Below are 25747 nucleotides of genomic sequence, written 5' to 3' on the forward strand. Positions count from 1 at the left end.
GATATATTGGGTTGCTACTTCAAATGCATCGTCATCTTCCGATTCAATACTCCAGCAATCGTATGTGATTATGGGCTCATTGCCGCTTAGGCGATATACATCCCCTCCGATGATAAGCATATCTCTATCTCTTGCGATTTTTAGCACCTCCATTACATCATCAAATCTCCAAGCGATTCCATAAATTCCGTACTCCTCCCTTAAGCGTATACCGCGCTCCAGCAGATCCTGCGGCACGATATTTACGTAATCTTCATCTATAAATAACATATTCGCTTCTTTTAAGTATAATATTATTGCCATCGCCATTTTTCTATATCGTCTTTCTTTACAAAATACTCTTTTTGACCGCAAGGATAGTAAATTTTACACCATTTGCCTTCGCAGGATTGGATAGGGATGACTATCTTATCATAATAAGCAAATTCCTCTTTATCTTCATAGAAAATTTTACGAATAACGCCATCTTTAAATTTATATATAATTTTTTGATCTATTTTTTCGCCGCATTCGCCGTAAAAGGCACCGTCTTCGTGTTTTGCAAAAGTAATTTTATGCCCTAAAATCGTAGGGCTGCACCCATATAGGCATAATGCGACAAAAGATATAACAAAATTTCTCATCTCTCCTCCTACTTAAAATGCGCTCTATCTTTTATTTAGATCCCCAAGTCTTTTGACCGTTAGGCCAAAGTTGCTCTATCTCATCCTTCTTGACATAATACTCCGTATCGCCGCAAGGATAGTAAATTTTACACCACTTATCGTCACAAGATTCTATCGGAACCATAGTCGATGTGCCATTATAATAGTGAGATAAAGTCTCTACTAGCTTATATTCATATTCACCGCTTTTTTGGCTTTTAGATCTTGAATATATATCTAAAAAATCCTCGGAGCCCCTCGGTATATAAAATTTATCATCAGGTATATAGTCATGAAAAATAAAACCGCAAGTACTTTTATCTGAATTTGTACCCGGAATAAAAAAGCGATTACTTAGGCTACACCCCGCTAGTAAAGCAACATATGCCAATGATAGCACAACAAATTTATTCATCTCTTTCTCCTTTCTTCTATAATATTTTGTATTGCGTCTTGTACTTCTTGATGCTTTTGACGCCCCCGCTGGTGAATTTTAGCAAAATATGCGCCTTGTTCATATGGAAAATCCCTAATGCGAAAAAGCCCCTAATAAGAGTCCTAATATTTCGGAAAAGATTATATCTAAAATAAAAATGAAAGAAGCCCGGAACGACTAAAATTTAAGATAGGTGCCTGCGCGCAAGAACCCAATGCAACTAAAAGAAGTGATTGGAACTTAAAGATAGCTTAATTGGTGGAGGTGTGCGGGATTGAACCGCAGTCCGAAAACAAACGACCAAAGCCTCTACATGTTTAGCAAAAGTGAAGTTCTCGCGCAGGCTCGCTCACTTTCCAAAACGACCCGCCGGCGCAAAGACTAGGATTTCACCCTACGGCTCGTCACGCCGCAGAGCTACGCTATCGCAGATTACCCGCCGCCGCGCTTAGATAGTATCGGCGCAGAGCAGGGCTCGACTGGACTTACGCAGCTTTAGCGTAAGCAGGAGCAAATTTAACGTTGTTTGCGTTTAAATTTAGTTTGGATTTTATACGCTGTATCCAAAGCGACATGCAGCCTTGACCCATCCGTTCCCGTCGAAGCCAAGTCACCCCCGAAAGAATGCGCGCGCATTTTACTTCAAAATTTTATAAATGTCAAATTCGGCTTATGCTAAAATTGTATCTAAATTTTAACCGAGCAAAGGAGCCAGAATGTCCAAAATCACGCTTTCTAAATTATATGAGATGAAAAAATCCGGCGAAAAGATCGTGATGATCACTGCCTACGACGCGCTTTTTGCTAAAATTTTCGACGACGAGGTCGATATGGTACTCGTAGGCGACAGCCTAAATATGAGCTTCGGCGGGCACTCCGAGACCCTGGGCGCAAGCGTGGAGCAGATGATCTATCACGCGCGCGCCGTAAGACGGGGGCTAAAGCGAGCGTATATGGTCGTGGATATGCCGTTTTGCTCGTGCGCGACGCCAGAGCTCGCGCTACAAAACTGCGCCAAAGTCTATGAGAGCACCGGCTGCGACGCCGTTAAGATCGAAGGTGGCGCGCATATGGCAGATACCGTGTCGCTGCTTAATCGAAACGGTATCGCCGTGATGAGCCACATCGGGCTTAAGCCGCAGTTTTCGCGCTTTGCGGGCGGCTACAAGGTAAGCGGACGCGGAGAGGAGGGTGCGCGCGAGGTCTTAAACGACGCTAGAGCGCTTGTCGAGGCGGGCGCGGTGCTGCTGCTAGTAGAGGGCACGATCTCTGCGGTCGCAAATCAAGTGGCGCTCGGCACCGACGTGCCCGTCATCGGCATCGGCGCGGGCGCGGGCATAGACGGACAGGTGCTCGTGTGGAGCGATATGTGCGGATTTTTCACGGAGTTTCGGCCGAAATTCGTTAAGCGCTATTTAGACGGCGCCGAGCTGGTAAAAGGCGCGGTGCGCGAATACGCGCGCGAAGTCAAAGAGGGGGGCTTTCCGAGCGAGGAGTTTGAATATAAGCAATAACGGGATTTTGGGCTAAATTTTAAAATTTACGCGCTGAAATTCTAACGATAAAGCCCCGCTTGCCTTAAAACAATGCTTCGTTTTCGCACGTCGCAAGCTACGTAAACAGCTCGCCAGCTTGCGAAGCTTGAAATTTATTCCGCGAGAGCGATTGCGAGCGCTTTAGCTAGTGTGAGAGATCGCAGGCGCTTTGGGCGGATACTCTGCGCGGTATTTTATACGGGCGGCGTCGCGCGAGAGTTTGCGCGCTTCTGCAAGCGGGTGCTATTTCTGTCGCCGACTGCAATGCGCGAGCGCTTTTCATGAATGCTCGCGCGCCCGCAGCTCTAAAATACGCTACGAGCGCTAAATTTTACGCACGTAGCCGTAGAATTCTGGCATAGACCAGCCGTCAGGCCTAAACGGCTTATAAAATTTAAGGAGAAAATTTGGCTAAAGCTTTAAAAACCTTCATAGCCGCAGTTCTGGGTTTGCTCTTTTGTGTAAAGGTACTACCGATTTTGGCGGTATTTTTTGCGTTTAATTCTTTCTTTGATAAAGATGATATGGAGCTGGATAAAGCCCCGTTAATGCAAAATTACGAGCAAAATCGCGAGAAATTTTTGGATCTGTTAGCTTTTGCAGGTCGCAACTTCCCTAAAAATTCGCGCGTCATGATCGAAAGTGCCTACGGCGATGAGTATATTTGGATATATATGGACGGCAATAAGACGAAATTTTACTCAAATTCTATTTTCAAAGATAATGCGCCGAGCATAGGCGAGGGGTTAAAGCTCATTGGCTGGGACAAAAAGACGTTCGGGGAGCTAAAGTCAAAGCTCGCGGCGATAAACGCTAGAACTATCGTGCTAAATAGAAGCGGCGATAACCGAGTACCTTGGGCGAGCATCACCTACAGCTATATGGAGCACTTTGCCGATAGCTATGAGTTTTATGTTCTCAATAGTCCAAAACTCGCCGAGCTATATGCCAAGGGCTGCTCGAAAAAATTTCAAAGCGACGGCGTAGTATTTTTATACGCAATTGAAATATCAGATTATAGAGTGCTTTGTAAGAGTGACGACGACAATAAAAGTGTCTTGATCAAAGAGAGCGATCGATAAGGCGTCGTGAGATTCACGGCTAAATTTAATCGCCCGAGCCCGCGTTAAGCTTAGCGGTAAATTTTACAATCCGCGCCGAATTCCAAGCAGTCGCGAAAGACAAAACTCCGCGCGAAATTTTATCCAGCCGTGCAAGCGCGCAAGTTAGATTTTGCATAAAATTCTACACAGAATTTCTTGCAAAATTTTAACCGATTGTGTGAGATAAAATTCTAGCCGGCTGCGCGCCGCAAAGCTTGAAGCATAGAATTTAAAGCCTCGCTGCCGTAAAAGCGAAATTCGCATTAAAATTCTACGAGACAAAATTTTGCCGCAAAATTTCGCTGCAAAATTCTAGGCGTCGAATTTAATATCGCAAAATTCCAGCGCCAAATTTTACGTCGTAAAATTCCGTGCGTATTTTTCAATTGGCTAAATTTCGCTCTTTAATTCTGTGCGCTATGATTCTGCCAAGTTTATTCCGTCTCTCGCAAACTCTGCGGCTAGCTTCAAATTTGTGCGTTAAAATTCCGCTCGCAGCATCTTGTGCGTATTTCATGAATTTTATGCGTTAAAATTCTACGCTGCGCAGTGGGGCTTTGCGGCAATGGCTTCCGCGCAAAGCTTTAAATTCTGCAAGTTAAAATTCCGCGCCGTAAAATTTAGCGCAGTTAGCGACCCGCGCGCTGTTTGGGAGCCACTACGACAAAATTTCACACTTAAGGCATAGCGGGCGTAGCGGCATGAGCATAGCCTTAAAACGTCGCGCTAAAATTTCGCAGTCTTTTGCGACGGGTGCTCTGCTTTTTAGCCCCAGCCCTAAACGCGTACCGTAAAATTCTGCGCGGCAAATTTTATTCCGCCCGCAAAGATCCGTCCCTTTAAAATTGTCAAAATTTAGCCATTTTTCGCTACACTTGCTAAAATTTTAAAAACGATTAAAGAGAGATTATGGACAGAATTGTAGAGATCGAAAAGATGCAGCTTGATGAGAGCGTGGAGAGTTCGCTGCGCCCGTCGAGCTTCGAGGATTACGTTGGGCAGGAGAAGATCAAATCAAACCTCGCTATCGCGATCGCCGCGGCGAAAAAGCGCGCCGACGTGCTCGATCACGTGCTTTTCTACGGGCCGCCGGGGCTCGGTAAAACCACGCTGGCGCATATCATCGCCGCTCAGATGGGCGCCGCTATCAAGGTCACCGCCGCGCCGATGATCGAAAAGGCGGGCGATCTGGCGGCGATTTTAACGAACCTGCAAAGCGGCGACGTGCTTTTCATCGACGAGATCCACCGCCTAAGCCCCGCGATCGAGGAGGTGCTGTATTCGGCGATGGAGGACTTCCGCCTCGACATCATCATCGGCTCGGGTCCCGCCGCGCAGACTATCAAGATCGACATTCCGCACTTTACGCTCATCGGCGCCACGACGCGAGCGGGCATGATCTCCGCGCCGCTGCGGGATCGCTTCGGCATGCAGTTTCGCTTGCAGTTTTACACGCACGCCGAGCTTGCGCGGATAGTGCAGATCGCTTCTGTTAAACTCGGGAAGGAGAGCGCAGCCGACGCCAGCGCCGAGATCGCGCGTCGCTCCCGCGGTACTCCGCGTATTGCGCTGAGGTTGCTGCGCCGCATACGCGATTTTGCCGAGGTGCGCGACGAGGGCGCTATCTCGCACGATCGAGCACGCGAAGGGCTTGAGGCGCTGGGCGTGGACGAGCAGGGCTTTGACGAGATGGATATAAAATATTTGGAAATTTTATTTGACGCCAAGCGCCGTGCCTTGGGGCTTAGCACGATCGCGGCGGCGCTTAGCGAGGATGAGGGCACGATCGAGGACGTCATCGAGCCCTATCTGCTCGCTAACGGCTACATCGAAAAGACCGCCAAAGGCCGCATCGCAACCGATAAGGCGCGCGAGGCGCTCGGTCGCGTGCTAAGGACTGCGGAGAGAAATCTGTTTGAGGAGTGATCTGCGAGTTTAAAATTTAATCGGGCTCGGCGGGCGCTTAAAATATATTTCTATCGGCCTGCCTCCATTTAAACAGACTTTGCGGCTGCCTAGTAATGTGTGTGCCACGCGTCGCGCGAGGGTTGTTTTGCTCGGCGGGCGCTTGAGCATGCACTTTGTGCCAGCCCGCCGCCTTTAGACTTTTAAATTTTACTTCGAAATTTTAATAAACACACCCGTTGCGTCGTCGCACGCTATATATGCGAGAACGCCGCTCGTAAATTTTATGAAATTTCAAAATTTAATCGAAATCTGATAAAAAAATTTATAAAATATGTCATCAAATTTCAAAAGGATAAAATTTGCCGACGCCAAAAGACAACGCCGCAAGCCGCAATGAAAACCTGGCTGAAAAGATAGCTCAAAATAACGCTGAGAATAACGCTAAAGGCGAGGCTCAAAATTTCACCGAAAATCAGACTGTAAATAACGCTGAAGGTAAAATCGAAGCCGCCGCCGAAAAAAGAGCCAAAACCGCCGCCGAAAATCAAAGCAAAAACCGGATCGAAACCGACAAAGCCTCGTCCGCTGGTGCTTCCGCGTTAGGCGACGCCGCCGAAGCTAACGAAACCTTCTCGGCTAATGCTTCCGCGCTAGGCGCCGCTGCCGCTTCGGGAGCTGCTGCGGGTGTGAAAGCAGGTCTTGCCAAGGCTAGTGGGCGCGCGAAAACGAACAAGATATTTTTTATCGGCGCAACCTTGCTGATGTTTTGCTGTGTGATCTATCTGTTTTCGCCGTTTTTGATGGTGATCGCAATCGGCGTGCTGATGGCGGTGGCGACCTCGGGTCTGCACGCTAAAGTAACGAAGCTGTGTCGCGGCAGGCGCACGCTAGCCTCGGTGCTTAGCCTGTTTTTGCTCTGCGCGCTTTTTTTCGTACCCTTCATCTACGCAGTGATCGAGATCGCCAAAAACGCCGCGAGCTTCGATATGGCGCGCCTAAACGATGCACTTAGCTATGTTCAGAGCCTAAACATCAAGCTGCCCGGGCCTTTTGAAAAATTTGATACGCAGTTTCGCTCGTTTTTGGCAAACCTAGACGTCGCGGGCCTAGCGAAGCAGATCATCTCATACCTCTCGGTTGTCGGAAAGTCTAGCGCGAAATTTATCGTCGATATGGTGCTTATCGTCGTGTTTTGCTTTTTTGCATACCTCTACGGCGAGAGCTTCAAGCGCTTTTTCAAAAAAATTCTACCCGTCGAGCCCGCGCAGATCGATTACATATTTTCCGAGACGGCAAATACGATGAGCGTCGTGTTTTACTCGACCATCTTCAACGCCGTATTGCAGGGCTTTTTGTTTTCGATCATCGCGGGGATCTTCGGCTTTGACGCGCTGCTGATGGGGGTGCTTTTCGCCTTCTGCTCGCTCATCCCTGCAGTCGGCGGTGCGCTCATCTATGTACCCACTGCGCTATACGTGCTAGCGGGGGGCAGCACCTCGGGCGCGATCGTGATAATGGCGTATTGCGTGATACTGATCTCGACGCTAGCGGATAGCTTCGTAAAGCCGCTCGTGATCAAATTTATCAACTCGCGCCTGGTCGAAAACCCCGCAAACATCAACGAGATGCTGATCTTCTTCTCGATGCTTTCGGGCATCAGCACGTTTGGGTTCTGGGGCGTGATCTTGGGGCCCGCGATTTTAACGCTATTTATCGCGGTGCTAAATTTATACGACTATCTAAAAAAGATAGAATTCGAGTAGGGCTTGCGTCGCTGGGCGCTTTTAAATTTATGAAAATGCCGCCCGTAAAGCGCAATACCTAACATGTCCTGGCGGCTTTTTCGTCCTGGCGGCTTTTTGTCCGTTCGCGCTCTTGCGCGGGCTTAAAGGCTTTAAATTTAAAGGCAAATTTTAATTTCAGCGCACCGCTAACTCTCTTTGAGTGCCCGCAGTATAAATTTTAAAATTTAGCTTTGGCGCGGAATTTCTATGCCTAGGAATTTTAAAATTTATGCTCTTGTTTTGAAATTTAAAAAATTCTTATCTATGCCGCAAGGACCGTGTGTCTAACGAAGGACCGCGATACTAGGGAGTAAATACTCGCGATAAATTTAGCGTGTTTGATGGCGGCCGAGCTAAGCTCGATGTTTTACTGCGGCGCATCTCAGGCTACGCGCGGAAGTAGTTTATATCGGCGGTAGGCGCCCCTGCCGCCGTTTTTTATAGCGGCATCCCAAGCAAACGGGCGTCGCAGCGGCTATAGGCTGTGGCGCCGGACAGCAGTCGCTACGGCACCGCCTTTTATGCGGCGTCTGATTTGGTACGGCATGTTTTTTATGCGACGTAAAGCATAGCGCTGCGCAGAAATTTCATAAATTTAATTCGTCCGTCGCTTTTAAAATTCTGTATCGTCATAGAGTCTAATTGTAGATTTAAATTTACGGTTAAACGCAAGGCGGCGTATCAAAAGCTTAAAAATCGGCTAAGGGTGCAAAAGCGGCGTCGGGCTAGAGATACAAAAACAGGCTAGAAGTGACAAAGATGAGTTTGAAAATTTCAAATTCCGTGGGCGCAGATAAAATTTATACGGAAAATTTACCTAGTAGTGCAGAAACTGCCAAAAATAACAAAATTTAAGCGAAAAGCACCAATAGAGCGGTGGCGGCGATTTAGATCCGCACCTTGCCGCCGTATTTGATCTGGCTCGGGTCTTTTTCGTCCAGCTCGCGCATTATCTGCTCGCCGTTGTTGGAGTTTGCCGCGGCGATATCCGCGTCCAGATCGGAGTATGAGTAGATCATCATCGCCTCGCTTACGCCCTCTATGGCTTCTATCGCGCGAAATGCGGCGATCTCGTCCTCGAAGCTCTCCGCACTAATCGTGGCTACCGCCTTGCCGTCCTCGCACGCTACAAACTCGCAGCCGCCGATACTTTGCAGCTGCTTACGAAACGCCGCTACGTCGGTATTTGCGCCTAGATAGATCACGACGCTTGAAATATTCATTTTAGCCCCCAAAAGTAGATATATCTATTGTACCCCGAGCCCACGAGATAATCTCCTTCGAAAAGCAGATAGTTGATGACGTCGTTACCTAGCTCGATGCTGCGGACGATCTCGCCTGCTTTGTCGATTACGCGTACGCCGTTACCAACGGTAAAAGCGCCTAGCTCGGGGCTTAGCGCCACGGCAAAAACTGCAAAATGGGCGTTATAAAATTTAGTGAAATCGCCGTTTTCGTAGTAGCACGATCTTTCCTTGTCGTTCGAGCCACTCATCATGCGATCTCCAAGTAGCGCCACGGAGTAGATTCCGTCCTTGTGCAGGGACTTTTGGCTCATAAGCTTTTTTGCTTTCGCGTCGAAATAAAACACGATGCCGCCTTCGCACGAGATTAGCAGCGTTCCGCTAGCGCGGTCGTAGGCGCTGCCACCCAAAGACGCGATGGTGAGCTTTTGCTCGAAGCTTACCTTGCCGCTAGACAGGTCGAAGTATAAAATTTCGCTACCAAGACCTAGCAAAATCACGGTGTTTTCGTCGTAGAAATAGACGTTTTTAATCCCCGTCATCGGTAGCTTGTAGTGCGTGATCTTGCCGCCCGCAAACACACCCAGCATCTTTTCAAACGCGTCGCCGTTATACAAAAATGCGTATCGCTCGCCTAATTTATCGACGTCGAATATGGTAGCGCCCATCGGCTCGTCTAGGTAATTTTTGGACGAGGGCAGGGCGAAAATTAGCGTTTTGGATATTGCGCCCGAGGCGGAATTAGAGGCGGAATTTAATACCGTAGAATTCTCGGCAGAATTCTGCTTCGCGGAATTTTCTAAAGAATTTACGGCAGCGGAATTTGCGGTGGAATTTCCCGTGGAATTTACGCTTGCTTTAGCATTGAAATTCTGCGCCGCATCAGAATTTGTGCTTGCGACGGAATTTTGCCTGGTGACAGAATTTGGCGCGGAATTCTCCGCAGAGCTAATGGTGATTTTATAGAGCTTGCCGTCGTCGAGACCTGCGTAAATTTCGCCGTCTAGACTTTTTAGCACTGCGACGTTTGCGCCTATGTCGAGTCTGAAGCTGGCTTCCGCCGACGTATCTATGCCCGCAGCGCCGCTAGGCGTCGCGACGCCGTTACCGGCATAGACGAAGCAGGCGCAAAGTAGCAGCGGTAAAAATTTCATCGCGGCTCCTTACTCGACTTCGGCGCCTTGATTTAGTGTATCTATGAGGTTAGAAGTGGAATTTGCGTCGCTAAACCTGCTAAAATCAGCCTTAAAATTATTTTTAACGAGCGGATCGGTCTGGGCTTGCGGCACGTGGCATTGCGTGCAATTAAAGCGCTGCTCGGCTAGCGTGCCGTTTAGATCCGCGCCCGTGCGGAAGTCCACCAGGTGGCTTTTTGGAATCGGCGTAGAGCCTACATCTTTAGCAAACTCTGGCATGTGGCAGGTTACGCACATGTTATTATCCTTCGTGATCGGCACTAGTCCGTCTAGGCTGTGCGGTATGAGCGGCGGAGCGTTTTCAAAGCTGCGCTCGATTTTCGAAGCGGCGCCCGGAGCGTCCTCGCTATATTTGAAATCGGGCAGGGAATTTTTATTTTGCGCCGATTCATCTACGCTTTTTATAAAGCCCAAGCTGTCGGCGTCTATAGAAGCCGTCTTATCCGCGGCAAAGAGCGCCGCACAGCATGCAAGAGCCAAGCCTAAAACCATTTTTTTCATTTTTTCACTCCTAATATACTAAAATTTAATGCATCGTCGTCGCATACGTCGATGCAGCGCCCGCAGCTAATACACTCGCTGCTAACGCGCCCGTTTTCGCGCCCAACCATCTTAAGCACCTGAACTTCGGGGCAGACCATTTTGCATTTGCCGCACATCGTGCATTTATCAACCTCGTGGCGAACGCGAATGATGCTAAAATAGCTAAGCACAGCCCAAAATCCGCCGAGCGGGCATAGCCGCGAGCAGATAGTGCGATCGCCTGCAAAAATTTCAAAAACCACGATCAGTAGCGCGATTGCAAACGCACTAGCACTCAGCGCTATGACGGCGCGCGCGAAAAGCGAGATAAAATTTACGCTCTCAAACGCCGCAAAGCCGAAAGCCCCGCTGCAAATGAGCGCTAGCACTGCTAGGACGTAGCGAGCTTTGCGGTTTACGCTAACGATCCTAGTCGTTATGCCAAGTCTTTTACGAAGCCACGCGGCAAGATCGGTTAGTAAATTTATCGGGCAGACCCACGAGCAATATAATCGCGGCGCTATAAGCGCATAAAATGCTCCTACGATAAGCGCTCCGATAACCGCCGTAGCGCCTAAAGAAAAGCTAGCTAGCAGCATCTGCGCCGTTGCAAACGGATCACTTAGATTAATCGTGCCGAAAAGCTTCGACGAGCTTAGATTGCCCTTTAGAATTCCTGATAAAATTCCGTTTTCGCTCGCGGCTTTGAAGGCGAAATTATTTCCCAAAATAAAAAGGACTAGAATAGAAATTTGGCTCAAACGCCTTAAAATAGTATATTTCATTGTCTAGCCCCCTCCATTAGATCGTCCTCGTTTAAGTAGTCCTTGCTCTTTTGCGGATCGAGCTTGATTTTGGTGTCTGCGTCCTTGAGTTTCGCGTCGTCGCCCTTGATCCAGCCTTTGACGTAGTTATCGCTGGAAATTCCTATGACGCGCCCGCGCTCCACGACGCTGATAGCCGCCTTTTTTGTGACGCAGGCATGCTCGCACTTACCGCAACCCGTGCAGTAGTCGCTATCTACAACGGGCACGAGTAGGGCGTGCTTTTCGGTGCGGTTGTTGTGGCGATAATCGATCCTAAGCGCCTTATCCATCACGGGGCAGCTTCGCACGCACGCGTCGCATTGGATACCGGCATAAGCGATGCAATGCTCGGTATCTATGACCGCAACGCCCATTTTGGATAGACGCACGTTTAGCTTAGAGTTTTCGCTCACTAAATTTTTATCTAGCGCGTCGCTAGGACAGGCTGCGACGCAAGGTATGTCGTCGCACATATAGCACGGAATTTCGCGCGGGATAAAAAACGGCGTGCCGTTTGCAATAGCGTGATCGCAAAAGCTCGCAAGTTTAAGCGTATCAAATGGGCATGCCTCGACACAAAGTCCGCACCTTAGGCATTTGCTAAGAAATTCTTTCTCGCTTATAGCTCCGGGCGGGCGGAGTCTGGCGTGCTCGCCGGAGTTTGCGACTCCGAGCCCCAGAACGCCTACGCCAGCAGCTAAAGAAAGAATACCTAAGACCTCACGCCTATCCATAATTTACGCCTTGTAAATTTTAACCGCGCATTTTTTGTAGTCGGTCTCTTTTGAAAGCGGACAAGTATGATCGAGCGTGACGCGGTTGATATAAACCTTCTCGTCAAAAAACGGCACAAAAATAAGTCCCTTCGGCGGAATGTTACGTCCGTGAAAGTCCACGCGCGCTTTGACTTTGCCGCGGCGCGACTCGATCCAGACGATCTCGTTTTGTTGCACGCCAATTTTGGCGCCGTCTAGCTCGTTCATATAGCATCTTGCCTCAGGCACCGCGCGATAAAGCTCCGGCACGCGCATAGTCATAGTGCCCGTATGCCAGTGCTCCAGCACGCGACCCGTACATAGCCAGAAAGGATACTCCTCGCTTGGCACTTCTACAGGATCCATATATGGACGGAAGAAAATTTTAGCTTTATTAGCAAGGCTAGTTTTTTCTTCGCCAGAAGTAGCGGATTTCAGATCGCCGCTAGGAAGCGCCGCTTTGGCGTTGCCATAGAAGGCGAAGTCACTATCCGGAGCCGCTTTTTTAGCATAAGGATCGTATTGAGCGTTAAAGCGCCAAAGTGTTTCTTTGCCGTCTACGACCGGCCATCTAAGACCGCGCACTCGGTGATATGTATCGAAATCGGCTAGGTCGTGTCCGTGACCGGTGCCGAATTTTCGGTATTCTTCCCAGAGATATTTTTGGATGAAAAAGCCATATCCTTTAAATTCTTTGCCGTCGCTGCCGATGACGCCGCGAGAGTCGCCGTTTACTTCGGAGTTATCGAAGCTTGCCATAATCGGATCTTTTGCAGCGAAAGCCTGAGCGTCTTTGTTTGCAAAGAGCACTTCAAATAGTGTAGTCTCTGGCGTATAGCCGAATTCTGAAATTTTATCTAAAACGTTTGGAAGCGTAAGCTTATCATTTACTTTAACCTCGCCCCAGAAATCCTTGAGTTTGAAGCGCTTGGAAAACTCTAGCATCTGCCACGTATCGCTCATAGCGTCGCCCACAGGAAGAACCTGCTGCCTCCACCACTGAGTTCTGCGCTCGGCATTGCCGTAAGCGCCCCATTTTTCGTAGATCATCGCGGTTGGTAGGATTAGATCAGCTACCTTTGCGCTTAGTCCCGGATATGGCTCGCTTACTACGATGAAGTTATCCATCTCGCGCGCCGCGGCGATCCAGTGGTTTGCGTTGGCGATCTGCTGCCACGGATTATTGACCTGTACCCATATCCATTTTATCTTGCCGTCTTCGAGATTGCGCAGAGCCTGCACATAGTGCGCACCCGGTTTTGGATTTATCGTACCCTCGGGAAGCTTCCAAATTTTTTCGGAAACCTTTCTGTGCGCCGGATTTGCCACGACCAGATCGGCAGGTAGGCGGTGAGAAAACGTGCCTACCTCTCTAGCCGTGCCGCAAGCGCTAGGCTGACCGGTAAGCGAAAACGCTCCGCAGCCCGGCTTAGCTTGCTTGCCGAGAAGGAAATGCACCATGTAGCTTTGCTCATTAACCCAAGTTCCTCTTGAGTGCTGATTAAAGCCCATCGTCCAAAAGCTTACTACTTTGCGGTCCTTTTCGATGTAATAATCTGCCAGCTGCTTTAGCTTGGTCTTAAACGCCTCTAAATCCTCACTTTCGTCACCCTTAGCTAAAGGCGCTACAAATTCTAACGTGTAGGGCTCCAGCGCTTTTTTAAATTCTTCGAAGCTTATGAGCCAGTGAGTGTCCGATTTGTCAGAGTGTTTGTTTTCGAGTACGTCGCCCTCTTTCATACCCAGATATGCTAAGGTAACGCCCTCGGATTTGCTTAAAATTTTGGATTTTTGTTTAGCCGCGGTATCAAGCTCGGTTTTGCGGTATTTTTTATGATTTATATCTTCTCGCAAGCCGTAGCCGATATCCACAGGGCCTGTAGCGAACACACAGTGCTCTTTAATAAATTTCTCATCTATCATATCCGGATGGTTGTAGACGATCTCCCTTGCTATGTAGTTCCATATCGCTAAATCGGTATTCGGACGGAATATAATTTCAATATCGGCGATGTTTGAAGTGCGGCTAGAGTATGTCGAGAGATTTATAACTTTTACGCGGTCCGGGTTGCGAAGCTTGTGGTCGGAGACGCGAGACCAAAGGATAGGGTGCATCTCAGCCATATTCGCGCCCCAAGCGATGATGGTATCGGTTAGCTCGATATCGTCGAAAACGCCCGCAGGCTCGTCGATACCGAAGGTTTGCATAAAACCTACGACGGCGCTGGCCATGCACTGGCGAGCATTAGGATCGAGATTATTGGAGCGAAAGCCCGCCTTTACTAGCTTTGCTGCGGCGTAACCTTCCGGGATCGTGTATTGACCGCTACCAAGTACGGCAAAGCCCTCGGGACCGCCTTCGTTATAGGCACGTCTGAAATGCTTCTCCATTTCGTCGAACGCTCTTTGCCAGCTGATCTCGATAAATTTCCCCTTTTTGTCAAATTCGCCCTTAGAATTTACGCGCAAAAGAGGCTTGGTAATGCGATCGGCGCCGTACATGATCTTGGCGTTGAAATAGCCTTTGATGCAGTTTAGACCGCGATTTACGGGCGCTAACGGATCGCCTTTGACCGCTACGATCTTGCCGTCTTTGGTGGCTACCATGATGCCACAGCCGGTGCCGCAGAAGCGACAGGCCGCCTTGTCCCAGCGCCAGCCTTTTTCGGCTTCGTCCGCAGCACTAAGACTGCTAGGCAAGCTGATGCCCGCAACGCTACAGGCAGCCGCTGCCGCAGAGCTTTTTATAAAGTCTCGTCTATCCATGAGATTAACCTTTCGTTTAGAATTAATTTCTACTAAGATTTTGAATAATAGCATAAAAAAACGGCTTAGTCTAGATTAAAATCAAGGTTTTTTCTACATAGATTTCAGATATAAGATAATAATTTTATAAATTTTAAATTTAGTGGCTTAAATTTTATCAGGACAGCGAGTTTTTGATAAATTTTAATATAGATTTTCATTTAATTAAATTAATATAATATACCGATAAATTAGCATTAAAATTTCATAAAAATTTAATTGTGCTTTGAAATAAAACGGAGCGTAATATAATTTCAAAATTCTATTAAAATTATAAAACTTAGCTTAAAAAGCGTCTTTTGCGATAAGTGATAAATTTTACACTAAAACGCCGTCATTACCGAGGCAAAAGCGTAAAATTTAACTATTCAATTTAATATGCGATATTTGCATATTGCTTAAATTTTGCTTAAAAAAATTCACTAATTTAAAAATTCTTTTATAATCTAGAAAGTATAATAGCCGTGCAAATCAAAATTCTTGAAAGGAATATTATGCAATCCAGAGAAAAGATTGTCAAAACGACTTGTCCTTACTGCGGCACCGGCTGTGGTATCGATCTTATCGTAAAAGACGGCAGGATCGTAAACGCGCGCCCTACGCAGGCCCACCACGTAAATGACGGCGAGCTATGCTTAAAAGGGATGTTCGGCTGGGAGTTCGTAAACTCTCCAAAACGCCTTGCCAAACCTATGATCCGTAAGAAAAACGGAGTATTTGATAGAAGCGGTAAGCTTGAGGAGGTAAGCTTTGAAGAGGCTTATGATTTTGTAGCGTCTAAATTTAAAGAGACCGTCGCTAAATATGGTCCAAGCTCAATAATGGGTTTTAGCTCGGCGCGCTCAAATAACGAAGACAACTACGTTTTTCAGAAATTTTTCCGCGCTCAGGGTAGCAATAACGTCGATCACTGCGCTCGTCTTTGACACGCTCCTACAGTGGCAGGTCTTGCCAACACGCTAGGAAACGGAACGATGACGAACGATTTGGTAGAATTCGCTACCGATACGGATGTATTTTTACTCATCGGCACCAACACGAGCGAGTGTCACCCGATCATCGCTATGCAGATGCAGCGCGGGCTTCAGCGCGGCGCCAAGATGATCGTCGTAGATCCGAAGCGCACAGATATGGCGAAAAAAGCTGATATCTATTTGCAAATCCCGGTGGGCGCGAACATTAAGACGCTAAATACCATTATGAATGTTATCATTGCTGAAAATCTGCAAGATGACGAGTTTATAAAAAACTACGCTCACGGCTACGAGTATCTAAAAGAAGCGGTTAAGGACTTTACGCCTGAGCGATTTGAGCGCGAGACGGGCGTGAAAAAAGAGCTCGTAATCGAAGCTGCTAGAATGTATGCTAAAGCAGGCGCAGCGGCGATCTGCTACACGATGGGTATCACACAGTTTAGCGACGGCACCTCAAACGTATTTTCGCTTTCAAATTTAGCCATTTTGACGGGAAATTTAGGCAAAAGAGGCGCGGGCGTAAATCCTTTGCGCGGTCAAAACAACGTCCAGGGCGCATGCGACATGGGCGCGCTGCCTAACGTCATTCCAGCAGGGGCGGTAAATTCCGCTTATGCGCAGGAGCAGGCGCGCAGAGTATGGCACTTCGAGCTAAATCCGACTCCAGGCTTTAAGCTTACGATTGCTCCCGATAAGATGGATAGCGGCGAGCTGAAGCTGCTCTACGTTTACGGTGAAAATCCCGTAATGAGCGATCCTTGGACGGAGCACTTCGTGCATGCAACGCACCATTTGGATTGCTTTATCGTGCAGGATCTTTTCTTTACCGAGAGCGCACAGAAGGCCGACGTCGTACTACCTGCTGCCGGCTGGGGCGAGAAGGACGGCACCTTTTTAAACACTTCCCGCCGCGTCCAACGCACGCGCAAGGCAAGCGAGCCAGCTCCTGGCGTAGAGCCTGATTGGAAGGTCGTTTGCAATATCGCACAAAGAATGGGACTTGAAGGGTTTGATTTTTTAAGCGCGGAAGAAATTTGGAACGAAGTGCGTGCATTAATGCCTAAATTTTTCGGCGGTATTAGCTACTATAGGCTAGATAAGCTAGGCGGCATCAGCTGGCCATGTCCTGATGAAGATCATCCAGGCACGCCGGTTCTTTACGCAGATCATAAATCGATGCTGCCTGATGGTAAATTTAGAATGGTGCCGGTGCTTTACGTGGATGATAAAGAGGAGCGCGCTAAAGCGGAGGCGGATTTCAGAGCCAAGATGAAAATCCCTGATGATTATCCGGTGGGAAGCGGCGCGCTTAGCGAGATTCCGGATGAAATTTATCCGTGCTTATTTACGACCGGGCGCAAGGTTTATCACTACCATACGGGAACGATGACTAGGGAGTGTCGCGCGCTAGAGTATGGTGCGGGTGCAGAAGGCGCGCTCATCGAGGTAAGCCCGGACATCGCACGCGAACGCGAGCTTACCGAAGGCTGCTACGCGCTTGTTAAAAATAAGCGCGGTCAGATCGCTGCGAAGCTTCGCATAAATCCGGATCTGAAAGAGGGCACGATCTTTACGACCTTCCATTACAGCGAGGCCGACGGCAACGAGCTCGTGCATGCGGGCGATCTGGATCCGCTATCGGGTATCCCGCCGCTAAAGATGACGATCGCAAATATCAGAAAGCTTAGCGAGAGCGAGTTTATCGAGTTCAGAAGGCAAAACGAGATGTCGATGCACTCTGAAAAACCTTATCTATCGCCGGTGCATAAGTAGTTTGGGCGGCAAGCTCCGCGCCTGCTTTGCAAGGATGAAATTTAATCGCGGCTGCAGGTAGTGGCTAAATTTAATTAAATTTCATTTTCGCGGGCGCTTCATGGCCGCTTGTGCTCACGGTGCGAGCGGCTCGTGGAATTTTCCACGCGATTTTTTAAATTCAAAAATGCGAGCGATTTAAATTTACGCACGCTGCTTCGGCTTTACTTCGGCGAATTAAGGCTATTTAAGCAAAAATTTCACTACGATACGGGCGAAATTCAAACAAGGAAGGTCTATGGAGCCGATTTATAGAGCGGAGATAGTTAAATTTAAAGGCGATGAAAGAAGGATCGTAAGCGATATCTTGGTTCGCGAGATCAAGCTTGAAATTTTATTAAACGGCAAGCGTTTCGGCGCGCTGATGGCGACTCCGAGCGATCAGAAAGCGCTTGCGATAGGCTATTTGCTGAGCGAAAATTTGATCTCGGATCCAAGCCGCATAAGAAGCATAGAGCTCGCGCTGGACGGGCTTAGCGTGAATGTTTGCGGCGAGATAAACGAAAAGCGGCTAAATAGCTTCGATGCCGAAAAGGTCATCATCAGCGGCTGTGGGCGCAGCTCTACGGCAAATATCGATCCTGAGGCGATGGCGGCGCGCAAAGTCCGCTCGGACGCTAAATTTCATAAGAGTGAAATTTTAAATTTGATGAGCGAGTTTTACACGCAGTGCGAGCTTTACGAGATGACGGGCTGCGTGCACACCGCAAAGCTCTTTACTGCGGGCGGCGAGCATTTTATCGGCGAGGATATCGCCCAGCACAATACCATAGATAAATCCGTCGGCAAGGCGGTCTTGGCGGGGTGCGATACGCAGGGCTCGCTTCTTTTGGTAAGCGGCAGGCTAAGCTCCGAAATGGTCGCCAAAGCCGTGATGAGCGGCGTTAGCGCGCTTGTTTCGCGTACGGCTCCTACGAGCCTCGGCGTCGTGATCGCGCGTAAATTTGATCTTACCCTTTGCGGCTTCGCTCGCGGCGAAAATTTAAACGTTTATAGCGGCGAAGAGAGAATTTTGAGTTAAGAGGGCGGCATGGAGATAGATATCAAGATAGATGATAAAAAAGCAAGCGAGATCAAAAGGCTAATTTTAAATTTACTAAATCCAAGCGGCAAGCTTGATTGCGGCGCGGCGTTTAAGATCGCCGCCAAATTAGGCGTAGACGCGAGCGTAGTAGGAGATCTCGCGGCGCGCGAAGGGATACGGATAGATCGCTGCGAACTCGGACAGTTCGGCAAGCTGCAATGTAGCGGAGGCAGCATAAAGGCGCTGAAAAAGCTAAATCCGTTTTTGGATGATAAAAGGCGGATTTTTTGCCGTGACGCCCGCGCCGTAGCTAGCGGCGGTGTGGGGTTCGATACGGTGCGCTCTACGCTTAAGGAGCACGGCATAGACGTGAAATATTGTCAGCTGGGCTGCTTTAAGGAAAAGAAAGGCAAAAGAATGAGAGTGAAAACAAAAACTTGGATCGAAAATGCGCAGGGCGAGCTCATTTTCGGCAAGGGCAAAACCGAAGTGCTGGACGTGATCGCTCAAACGGGCTCCATCTCTAAAGCCGCCGAGGTTTTGGGGATGAACTATAAAAAGTGCTGGAGCCATCTGCAAATTTTACAAAAAAATCTGCAAGAGGAGCTCTTTAGCACCAAGCAAGGCGGCGGCAATGCCGCGGGTACGACGCTAAATGCACGCGCCTATGAGCTGATCGCGGCGTATAAGCAGCTGCAAAGCGATATAGAAAACTACGCAAACGAGCGCTTTAAGGAGCTTTTTTTGAAAAAAGAGGGCGAGAAAGACGCAAGTAAAGCGAAAGATAAAAACCATTAAATTTAAAGGAGAAACGATGTTTGTAAAGCTAAACGAACGAACCTATCTAAACAAAGATAGGATCACGCGCATCAAGGTAGATAGCGTCCAAGACGGTATCAGAATTCGCTTCTACGAGGGGCAGTTTCAAGTCGCCAAAAGCGGCAGATTTGAAAGCGAAGAAAAAGCGATGGAGTGGCTGCAGAAAAATTTTATCGGCAAATAGCCGCGAAGCGCACTTCATAGCCGCGCGAGCAGCTTGAGAACAAATCCCGCAAAATACGCTTTTGGTGATACGGTAGCGACTTGCCGCTCATTAGCACTACGATGATTTTCGGGTTTGCGCTTTCAAGAATAGTTTGTGCAAAGATGTTGCGGTAAATTTACGGCGAACGAGCTTCGGATATAGAGCCTAGCGTAGGTGTAAATAGAAGATGTAGCTACGCAAATAAGGTCTATGACGACATTCGTTCGCTATATCTACTCAAAAGATTTCATCATTGAAACCCGGCTTAACCGCATTTCTCAGCTAGCTTTGTCTATTTCGCCTATATAGTATTTATATTTTATTAAGTACTCATTGGGTATAGTCGCGAGCAAAATTTTAAGGGGAAATTTTGAAAAGCTTCAAACTTCGGTTTATTTATGCCATCTGCGTGGTGGTCGTATGCGCGCTGTATCTGCTAGCCGAAAGATCGGGTCTTATGGAGCGCAAACAAACCCATTTCACCGTCACTGCCGATACAAATGTCTCAAAAGTGCCGGGTCTTAGCAAATACGTAACCCAAGAAGAGGTCGATAGCTTTGCGTTTCGCTACTGGGATATAGATTACAATTCAAATCCAGAAAACGTATTTAAAGAACCCGCCATAGACGTAGAGCTAAAAAGGCTTTTAAAAAGCAAGCAAACGGATAAAATTTTAAAATTTATGAAAGATAACAATCTGTCCGTCGAGCATACTATGCACGGAGGGGTGACGCCCGTGATGTATTCTAGCTTTTGGAATGATACGAATACTACCCAAGAGCTTATAAAATTGGGAGCGGATATACATAAAAAGGACGAATACAAGCTATCCGCTATGGCTTATGCGATAGAAAATAACTCCACCAAAGCGGTAAGACTACTTTTAGACAACGGCGTTAAATTTGAAGAAGCCAAGGTGGTGCAGATGTACCTATATCCGCCAAATATAAAAAAGATCTATATTAAAAATAACAAAGTAGATCATATCGATTATACCAAACACAATAGGGGCCCGGGTTCAAGTGATGCAAGCCTGCTTCTTGAGTACGTTATTCGTAATAATTTTGTAGAGCTAGCGGAAATGATATTGAAAAATGGGTATGTGACAAAATATTATTACGGCTATGATAATAATGAGAATGTAATAACAAGCGATGAGTTTACGGATATAGTCCCTGAGGAAAGCATATTAGCGACAAAGAAGAATACGGAAGAGGAACGCTATCAAAAATTTTATATAGAGGAGTTTAGATACTATTATACGTATTATAGACTACTTGATTATGTGCCGCATTATGAAAAAATGCTAGATTTACTTTTAAAGTATAATGTCAAAGGGCAGCCTCCCAGGGAACTGCTTAAAATAGAATATGATAAATGCTATAGTGATAGAGAATTTTTTCTGCGTAATACATATGAATCATATTGCAGAGGAGTAGAAAGAATCAATCAGATATCTGAACGATATACCGTCCCTATTTCGAAAGAGAGATTTGAAAGACTAAGGCCTATGAAAAAAGAATTTTATGATAAGCATTGCCCTGATGCAAATTCTACATTTAAAGATACCAAAAAATTTATAGCTTGGCGAAGCGGTGAAAAAGAATTCGAGATGGTATTGGCATATTTGAAGAGTTACTTTGAAAATGGCGATACCGAAACGGTAGTAAACTTAGATGAAAATACGCAGCTTGATACAAACAAATAGCAATAATAATTCCAAATAAGGAGAGGCGCAATGGCGAAGTTCGATAGAGAAAAGTATAAAAACCCGAACATTGTAGGCGAGGTCATTTTAAAATTCTCGTTAAAATTTCTCCCAGCTAGGACGTAAAGCCTTAAATTAATCCAAATTTCACTATAATTAATCACTTAAATTTTAAAGGCCACAAATGCTAAGCTTAGACGAAATTCGAAAAAATATCATCCTAAAACCTGGCGTGCATTATTTTGATTACACCGCTTCGGGGCTTGCTTACGAGCCCGTAGAGCGCGAGATAGGCGAAATTTTAAAAACCTATGCCAATACCCACTCCGACAGTAGCTCAAGCGCGATCATCACGCAGAAGCGCTATGAGGGCGCGCGCGAGAGCCTAAAAAAGCTACTTGGGCTTGACGAGCGGTTTTGCCTCATCGCCTGCGGGCAGGGCGCGACGACTGCGATCAAGAAATTTCAGGAGCTACTAGGCATCTACCTACCGCCTGCGACCAGAGGCGCGATCGGCGAGGCAAATTTACGCGCCGCGCAGCTTCCGCTCGTGCTCGTTTCGCCATACGAGCACCATTCAAACGAGCTTAGCTTTCGTGAGGGGCTTTGCGACTACCTGCGCGTGCCTCTTAGCGAGGGTGGAGAGATCGATTTGCTCGCACTTGAACGCATCCTAAAGCTAAACACAACACGCCGCATCATCGGCTCGTTTAGCGCCGCCTCAAACGTCACGGGCGTCATTAGCGACTACAAAAAAATCAGCGAGCTAATCAGAGCCGCGGGCGGCATTGTTGCCTTTGACTGCGCGGCGCTGAGCTCGCACGCAAATTTAGATTGCGACTATTTCGACGCGATTTTCCTCTCGCCGCATAAGCTACTCGGAGGACCTGCTAGCTGCGGGCTTTTGGCGATCAAAAAGGAGCTGCTTAACAGCGACGTGCCGACATTTGCCGCGGGCGGGACGGTCGCCTACGCTAGCCGCGAAGGGCACGTGTTTTTGAAAAACCCCGAGCAGCTAGAGGAGGGCGGTACGCCGCCCATCATCGGGCTAATGCGGGCAAATTTGGCTTATGCGCTGCGAAACGAGGTTGGCTTCGAGCAAATAAAAAGCGCCGAGGACGAGCTCGCGTGGCTTTTTGAGAGCGAGCTAGCAGGCATAGACGAGATCATAAACTACGCTCCAAAGGACGCGCCGCGACTGCCGATTTTTTCATTTAACGTGCGCGGCGTCTCGGCGTATGATTTCGCCGCGAGCCTTAGCAACGACTTCGGTATCCAGACGCGCGCGGGCGTGATGTGCGCGGGGCCGTACGCTCACGATCTGCTGGGTATCAAGGAGGGGCGCATGCCAGAAGCCAAGCCCGGCTTCGTGCGCGTGAGCCTGCACTATACACACACCGAGCAAGACGTGCTATATCTCGTGGGCGCGATAAAATCCTGCATCAAAAAACACCGAGATCTTTGGGGCGAGGAAAAGGCGATGTATGAGATGTTCGGCGGGAAGATTTAAGCAGCGTGAGCTTAAAGCTCTGCCGCTTTTTTGAGCTAGTAAAATTTTGTAAAATTCTGCGCCGTTTTTAAAATTTATCGGAATTCCGCGCCGTCTACTTGGAATTTTACGCGGGTTTTGCGCCGCAGAATTCTTACTATCGTTCCGCCTTTGCGCCGCAGACAAACGGCACGCTTTGCAAAGTAACATATAATTTCGTTCGTAAATTTGCGGGCAAATTCCGCAGAGTTAAAATTTAGAATTTTAAATTCTACGTCTAAAAATTGTGGAATTTCAAAATCCCGCTAGCTGTATTTGCGGCTAAATTTTAAAATTTTTTAGTGATGGAATTTTAAAATTTCACGCCGCGCCGCCAGGTAAAATCCCGCCTGTAAATTTCAAAATTTAAAGACGCAAATTTTTGCGCTCTGTTTCGCCGGGCACGCCGCGCTAGATGGTTCGCAGTGAAAATTTGAGGCAGAAATGAAATTTATTAGTGTCGCGCGAATAAAAATTCTAAAGCAAAATTAAGTTTATCCGCACTTCGCGCAGAATTACTCCAGCCCTAAAAACGCGCCGCTTTCAAATCCGAAATAGATCCTCTCGCCCGCGCTCCAGCGCCGCTCATCCTGCGCCGTGACGCATTTTAGCAACACGTCGCCCGCCTTGATCTTGATGAGCAGCGAGGAGCCGTACTGAAGCGAAACCGAGTGCAAAATCCCCGCAAAGCAGCGCTCAAACGGGCGTTGTGATAATAAAATTTTACTCGGATTTATCGCGATTTTGCGGGCGCGTGCGAGCCCCTCTTCAAGGCGCAGCGAAATTTCATCCGAAAATTTTAAAGCTCCGTTTTGCACGTCAAAGATATTTTTGTATTCGAACTCGCATATCTTGCCGCGATGCAAAAACACGCTTCTTTGCGCGATCGCGCTGAGCCATTTCTCGTCGTGGCTGGCGATGATAAAGCCGCAGCCGTAGCGACTTCGCATAAATAAAATCGCGCGCGCAAAGAGCTTGGAGGCGGCAAGATCGAGGCTGTTGGTCGGCTCGTCGAGCAGATAGAGCTTCGCGCGCTGCGCCAGAGCGAGCGCAAACGCGATGCGCTGCGTCTGCCCCGAGCTAAGCTCGAAATGCTTCTTTGATAAAAAACTTCTATCAAGCCCCGTTAGGCCGAGCGCTTCATCAACCCGCTCGTCAAATTCCGCAAGCGCGCCGCGACTTTTGAGCGCAAATTTAAAATTTTGCTCCACGCTGCGTTTTAAAAGCACGGGCTCGGGCAGCAGCAAGCAGATCTGCCGCAACGTCTGCAAAGAGGGCGCCCGCTGCCCCCAAAGCTCCACGCTGCCGCCGCTTGGACGCTGTAAAAAAGCCAAAATCCGCAGCAGCGTGGATTTGCCGCTGCCGTTGGAACCCAAAAGCGCCGTGATGCCGCTCGTATTTAGATCGAGGCTAGGGATATTTAGAATTTCGCTCCGTCCGTAGCGCAGCACTAGATCCCGCACCGAGATCAGTTCGCTATCGGGTACAGATCGCGCGGCGGCGGAATTCTCATTTGCAAAATTCTTTCTCGTAGAATTCTCACTCGCGAAATTCTCGCTCTTGGAATTTTTACCCGCAGAATTTGCGCTAATGGAATTTTCGGTTGCAGAATTTTTACTCTTAGAATTTACCGCAGTGGAATTTTTATTCGCAGAATTCTCGGCGGCGAAATTTATGCGCATAGAATTTACGCTCGTAGAATTCTCGGGGGCGGAATTTGCGTCCGTGAAATTTTCGCTTATAAAATTTTCGCGCTCCCGCTCCGCGCGGTTTTTGTCCGTGAAATTTTTGCTCGGACGCGTTTGCTTATCTGCATTCATCGATCTAGCCTTTTTAGCGCATGGATGGCTAAATTTACCGCAAACGCTATTAAAATCAGCACCAGCGCGAGAGCTATACCCATCGCAAACTCGCCCTTGTTGGTCTCAAGCGAGATCGCCGTGGTGATCGTGCGGGTGAAATATTTGATATTGCCGCCGATCATCATCGCTACGCCTACCTCCGCGACGATCCGCCCGTAAGCGGTGGCGATGACGACCAGTAGGGCATAACGCAGCTCGTAAAGCACGCAAAGGATTAAATTTAGCGGGCTTAGGCGATAGTTCATAATGTTTAGATAGTGCTTCTTATCCATATTTTCGATGACGCTGGCGCTTAGCGAGACGATGATGGGAAGCGCCAGCACAAACTGCCCGAGCATTACGGCCTTGAGCGTAAAAAGCAGCCCCAGCTCGCCAAAAGGACCGTTTCTGGAGATGAAAGCGTAAAGGATCAGTCCTATCGCTACCGTGGGCATCGCAAGCGCTACGTCGCTTAAAAGCCTAAGCGTTCTGCGAGCGCGAAATTCGTAAAATCCGAGGATAAATCCTATCGGAAAGCCGGTTATGATCGCAAAAAGTATCGAGATACTCGAAGTATAAAGCGTCGCTTTAATCGCTGAAAAGGTCTCCGCATCGCCGCTAAAAAGCAGCCCGAATGCGCTTAAAATTCCTTCTAAAATAAAGTCCAAGATTGTGTCCTAAATGTTCTATTCTGGCAAATTTATATGCTATAATAGCATATTTTTTAAAGGAGATAACATGAAAAAAATATTTTTTGTTTCGCTCGCTCTTAGCGCGAGCCTTTTTGCCGCCGACAATGATTTGGTGATGGCAACCACAACGAGCACCGATAATACGGGCTTGCTAGACGCGATCTATCCTGCGTATAAGGCGGAAACCGGCGTCGATATCAAATGGACGGCGGTAGGCACGGGCGCTGCTCTAAAGCTTGGCGAGAACTGCGATGCGGACATACTTTTCGTACATTCGCCGAAGGTCGAGAAAGAATTCGTAGAAAAAGGCTTCGGCGTTGATCGCACGCCCGTTATGTATAATGATTTTATCCTCATCGCCGATAAATCCATCGCGCCTAAATTTAAAGGCAAAGACCTTAAGGGC

At 47.9% G+C, this 25747-nt stretch carries 22 protein-coding genes and 1 other RNA gene; 11 read left to right on the forward strand and 12 right to left on the reverse strand.

Translation table 11 applies throughout. The features are described 5' to 3' along the window. From imm40 to ssrA, 4 genes are all read right to left on the reverse strand, one after another. A partial coding sequence (imm40, locus tag Q0135_RS08180) for an Imm40 family immunity protein (RefSeq protein WP_297989717.1) occupies nucleotides 1-270 on the reverse strand: 270 nt, incomplete at its 3' end. A 23-nt stretch (nucleotides 271-293) separates the two neighbouring features. Next, entirely contained in the window at nucleotides 294-623 is a 330-nt protein-coding gene (locus tag Q0135_RS08185) for a hypothetical protein (protein ID WP_297989719.1), read from the reverse strand. Nucleotides 624-654: 31 nt separating this feature from the next. Beyond that, nucleotides 655-1059 carry a hypothetical protein gene (locus tag Q0135_RS08190; protein WP_297989721.1) on the reverse strand — a complete coding sequence of 135 codons (405 nt, stop codon included), beginning with the start codon at nucleotides 1057-1059 and terminating at the stop codon, nucleotides 655-657. Nucleotides 1060-1336: 277 nt separating this feature from the next. After that, nucleotides 1337-1698, reverse strand: a transfer-messenger RNA (tmRNA) gene (ssrA, locus tag Q0135_RS08195). Nucleotides 1699-1796: 98 nt separating this feature from the next. Here ssrA and panB point away from each other — a divergent pair. The 4 genes from panB to Q0135_RS08215 all read left to right on the forward strand — a co-directional run bounded on the left by panB (nucleotide 1797) and on the right by Q0135_RS08215 (nucleotide 7389). Then, nucleotides 1797-2594, forward strand: coding sequence for a 3-methyl-2-oxobutanoate hydroxymethyltransferase (gene panB / locus Q0135_RS08200; RefSeq protein ID WP_297989723.1), 798 nt, complete (start codon nucleotides 1797-1799; stop codon nucleotides 2592-2594). 428 nt (nucleotides 2595-3022) lie between these two features. Then, nucleotides 3023-3697 carry a hypothetical protein gene (locus Q0135_RS08205; protein WP_297989725.1) on the forward strand — a complete coding sequence of 225 codons (675 nt, stop codon included), beginning with the start codon at nucleotides 3023-3025 and terminating at the stop codon, nucleotides 3695-3697. Nucleotides 3698-4627: 930 nt separating this feature from the next. Beyond that, the gene (gene ruvB, locus Q0135_RS08210; protein WP_297989727.1) at nucleotides 4628-5644 is read left to right on the forward strand and encodes a Holliday junction branch migration DNA helicase RuvB; all 1017 of its coding nucleotides are present in this window, start codon (nucleotides 4628-4630) and stop codon (nucleotides 5642-5644) included. 341 nt (nucleotides 5645-5985) lie between these two features. Beyond that, nucleotides 5986-7389, forward strand: coding sequence for an AI-2E family transporter (locus Q0135_RS08215; protein ID WP_297989729.1), 1404 nt, complete (start codon nucleotides 5986-5988; stop codon nucleotides 7387-7389). 908 nt (nucleotides 7390-8297) lie between these two features. On the opposite strand, the gene Q0135_RS08220 is transcribed toward Q0135_RS08215, so the two are convergent. From Q0135_RS08220 to napA, 6 genes are read right to left on the reverse strand one after another with little or no spacing between them, the layout of a single operon-like run. Further along, a complete protein-coding gene (locus Q0135_RS08220; RefSeq protein WP_297989731.1) occupies nucleotides 8298-8633 on the reverse strand; it encodes a chaperone NapD in 336 nt (111 codons plus the stop codon). Then, nucleotides 8630-9808: a hypothetical protein gene (locus tag Q0135_RS08225; protein WP_297989732.1), complete on the reverse strand. Its 1179-nt coding sequence runs from the start codon at nucleotides 9806-9808 to the stop codon at nucleotides 8630-8632. Before Q0135_RS08225 ends, Q0135_RS08220 begins: the two co-directional genes overlap by 4 nt. A gap of 9 nt (nucleotides 9809-9817) precedes the next feature. Next, nucleotides 9818-10351 (reverse strand): nitrate reductase cytochrome c-type subunit, encoded by a 534-nt coding sequence (locus Q0135_RS08230; RefSeq protein ID WP_297989734.1) that lies wholly within the window; start codon nucleotides 10349-10351, stop codon nucleotides 9818-9820. Beyond that, nucleotides 10348-11157 carry a quinol dehydrogenase ferredoxin subunit NapH gene (napH, locus tag Q0135_RS08235; RefSeq protein WP_297989736.1) on the reverse strand — a complete coding sequence of 270 codons (810 nt, stop codon included), beginning with the start codon at nucleotides 11155-11157 and terminating at the stop codon, nucleotides 10348-10350. The genes Q0135_RS08230 and napH overlap by 4 nt, the downstream gene beginning before the upstream one ends. After that, the gene (gene napG / locus Q0135_RS08240; RefSeq protein ID WP_297989738.1) at nucleotides 11154-11912 is read right to left on the reverse strand and encodes a ferredoxin-type protein NapG; all 759 of its coding nucleotides are present in this window, start codon (nucleotides 11910-11912) and stop codon (nucleotides 11154-11156) included. The genes napH and napG overlap by 4 nt, the downstream gene beginning before the upstream one ends. A 3-nt stretch (nucleotides 11913-11915) precedes the next feature. Continuing rightward, entirely contained in the window at nucleotides 11916-14699 is a 2784-nt protein-coding gene (gene napA / locus Q0135_RS08245; protein WP_297989740.1) for a nitrate reductase catalytic subunit NapA, read from the reverse strand. Between the two features lie 533 nt (nucleotides 14700-15232). Between napA and Q0135_RS11435 the strand changes: the two genes are divergently transcribed. From Q0135_RS11435 to Q0135_RS08280, 6 genes are all read left to right on the forward strand, one after another. Next, complete coding sequence (locus tag Q0135_RS11435) at nucleotides 15233-17485, forward strand: molybdopterin-dependent oxidoreductase (RefSeq protein WP_297942483.1); 2253 nt, start codon at nucleotides 15233-15235, stop codon at nucleotides 17483-17485. A gap of 277 nt (nucleotides 17486-17762) precedes the next feature. Continuing rightward, nucleotides 17763-18545 (forward strand): formate dehydrogenase accessory sulfurtransferase FdhD, encoded by a 783-nt coding sequence (gene fdhD, locus Q0135_RS08260; protein WP_297989742.1) that lies wholly within the window; start codon nucleotides 17763-17765, stop codon nucleotides 18543-18545. A 9-nt stretch (nucleotides 18546-18554) separates the two neighbouring features. Next, complete coding sequence (locus Q0135_RS08265; RefSeq protein ID WP_297989744.1) at nucleotides 18555-19346, forward strand: winged helix-turn-helix domain-containing protein; 792 nt, start codon at nucleotides 18555-18557, stop codon at nucleotides 19344-19346. A 16-nt stretch (nucleotides 19347-19362) separates the two neighbouring features. Then, nucleotides 19363-19551: a sodium-dependent tyrosine transporter gene (locus tag Q0135_RS08270; protein WP_177388229.1), complete on the forward strand. Its 189-nt coding sequence runs from the start codon at nucleotides 19363-19365 to the stop codon at nucleotides 19549-19551. 391 nt (nucleotides 19552-19942) lie between these two features. After that, the gene (locus Q0135_RS08275) at nucleotides 19943-21280 is read left to right on the forward strand and encodes an ankyrin repeat domain-containing protein (protein ID WP_297989746.1); all 1338 of its coding nucleotides are present in this window, start codon (nucleotides 19943-19945) and stop codon (nucleotides 21278-21280) included. Nucleotides 21281-21464: 184 nt separating this feature from the next. Then, nucleotides 21465-22790, forward strand: a complete 1326-nt coding sequence (locus tag Q0135_RS08280; RefSeq protein WP_297989748.1) for an aminotransferase class V-fold PLP-dependent enzyme — start codon at nucleotides 21465-21467, stop codon at nucleotides 22788-22790. A 533-nt stretch (nucleotides 22791-23323) separates the two neighbouring features. Here Q0135_RS08280 and tupC read toward each other — a convergent pair. Together tupC and tupB are read right to left on the reverse strand one after the other, a co-directional pair. After that, the gene (gene tupC, locus Q0135_RS08285; RefSeq protein WP_297989749.1) at nucleotides 23324-24628 is read right to left on the reverse strand and encodes a tungstate ABC transporter ATP-binding protein TupC; all 1305 of its coding nucleotides are present in this window, start codon (nucleotides 24626-24628) and stop codon (nucleotides 23324-23326) included. Further along, nucleotides 24625-25317, reverse strand: a complete 693-nt coding sequence (gene tupB, locus Q0135_RS08290) for a tungstate ABC transporter permease TupB (RefSeq protein ID WP_297989751.1) — start codon at nucleotides 25315-25317, stop codon at nucleotides 24625-24627. Before tupB ends, tupC begins: the two co-directional genes overlap by 4 nt. 70 nt (nucleotides 25318-25387) lie before the next feature. On the opposite strand from tupB, the gene Q0135_RS08295 reads away from it, so the two are divergent. Then, a partial coding sequence (locus tag Q0135_RS08295) for a substrate-binding domain-containing protein (RefSeq protein WP_297989752.1) occupies nucleotides 25388-25747 on the forward strand: 360 nt, incomplete at its 3' end.

The sequence above is a fragment of the uncultured Campylobacter sp. genome, from assembly GCF_937981295.1.
Classification (GTDB): Bacteria; Campylobacterota; Campylobacteria; order Campylobacterales; family Campylobacteraceae; genus Campylobacter_B.

Coding starts and splice junctions, on each gene's coding strand:
- Q0135_RS08185 (WP_297989719.1), bottom strand. CDS start 623: ATGAGAAATTTTGTTATATCTTTTGTCGCATTATGCCTATATGGGTGC.
- Q0135_RS08190 (WP_297989721.1), bottom strand. CDS start 1,059: ATGAATAAATTTGTTGTGCTATCATTGGCATATGTTGCTTTACTAGCG.
- panB (WP_297989723.1), top strand. CDS start 1,797: ATGTCCAAAATCACGCTTTCTAAATTATATGAGATGAAAAAATCCGGC.
- ruvB (WP_297989727.1), top strand. CDS start 4,628: ATGGACAGAATTGTAGAGATCGAAAAGATGCAGCTTGATGAGAGCGTG.
- Q0135_RS08220 (WP_297989731.1), bottom strand. CDS start 8,633: ATGAATATTTCAAGCGTCGTGATCTATCTAGGCGCAAATACCGACGTA.
- Q0135_RS08225 (WP_297989732.1), bottom strand. CDS start 9,808: ATGAAATTTTTACCGCTGCTACTTTGCGCCTGCTTCGTCTATGCCGGT.
- Q0135_RS08230 (WP_297989734.1), bottom strand. CDS start 10,351: ATGAAAAAAATGGTTTTAGGCTTGGCTCTTGCATGCTGTGCGGCGCTC.
- napH (WP_297989736.1), bottom strand. CDS start 11,157: ATGAAATATACTATTTTAAGGCGTTTGAGCCAAATTTCTATTCTAGTC.
- napG (WP_297989738.1), bottom strand. CDS start 11,912: ATGGATAGGCGTGAGGTCTTAGGTATTCTTTCTTTAGCTGCTGGCGTA.
- napA (WP_297989740.1), bottom strand. CDS start 14,699: ATGGATAGACGAGACTTTATAAAAAGCTCTGCGGCAGCGGCTGCCTGT.
- fdhD (WP_297989742.1), top strand. CDS start 17,763: ATGGAGCCGATTTATAGAGCGGAGATAGTTAAATTTAAAGGCGATGAA.
- Q0135_RS08265 (WP_297989744.1), top strand. CDS start 18,555: ATGGAGATAGATATCAAGATAGATGATAAAAAAGCAAGCGAGATCAAA.
- Q0135_RS08270 (WP_177388229.1), top strand. CDS start 19,363: ATGTTTGTAAAGCTAAACGAACGAACCTATCTAAACAAAGATAGGATC.
- Q0135_RS08280 (WP_297989748.1), top strand. CDS start 21,465: ATGCTAAGCTTAGACGAAATTCGAAAAAATATCATCCTAAAACCTGGC.
- tupC (WP_297989749.1), bottom strand. CDS start 24,628: ATGAATGCAGATAAGCAAACGCGTCCGAGCAAAAATTTCACGGACAAA.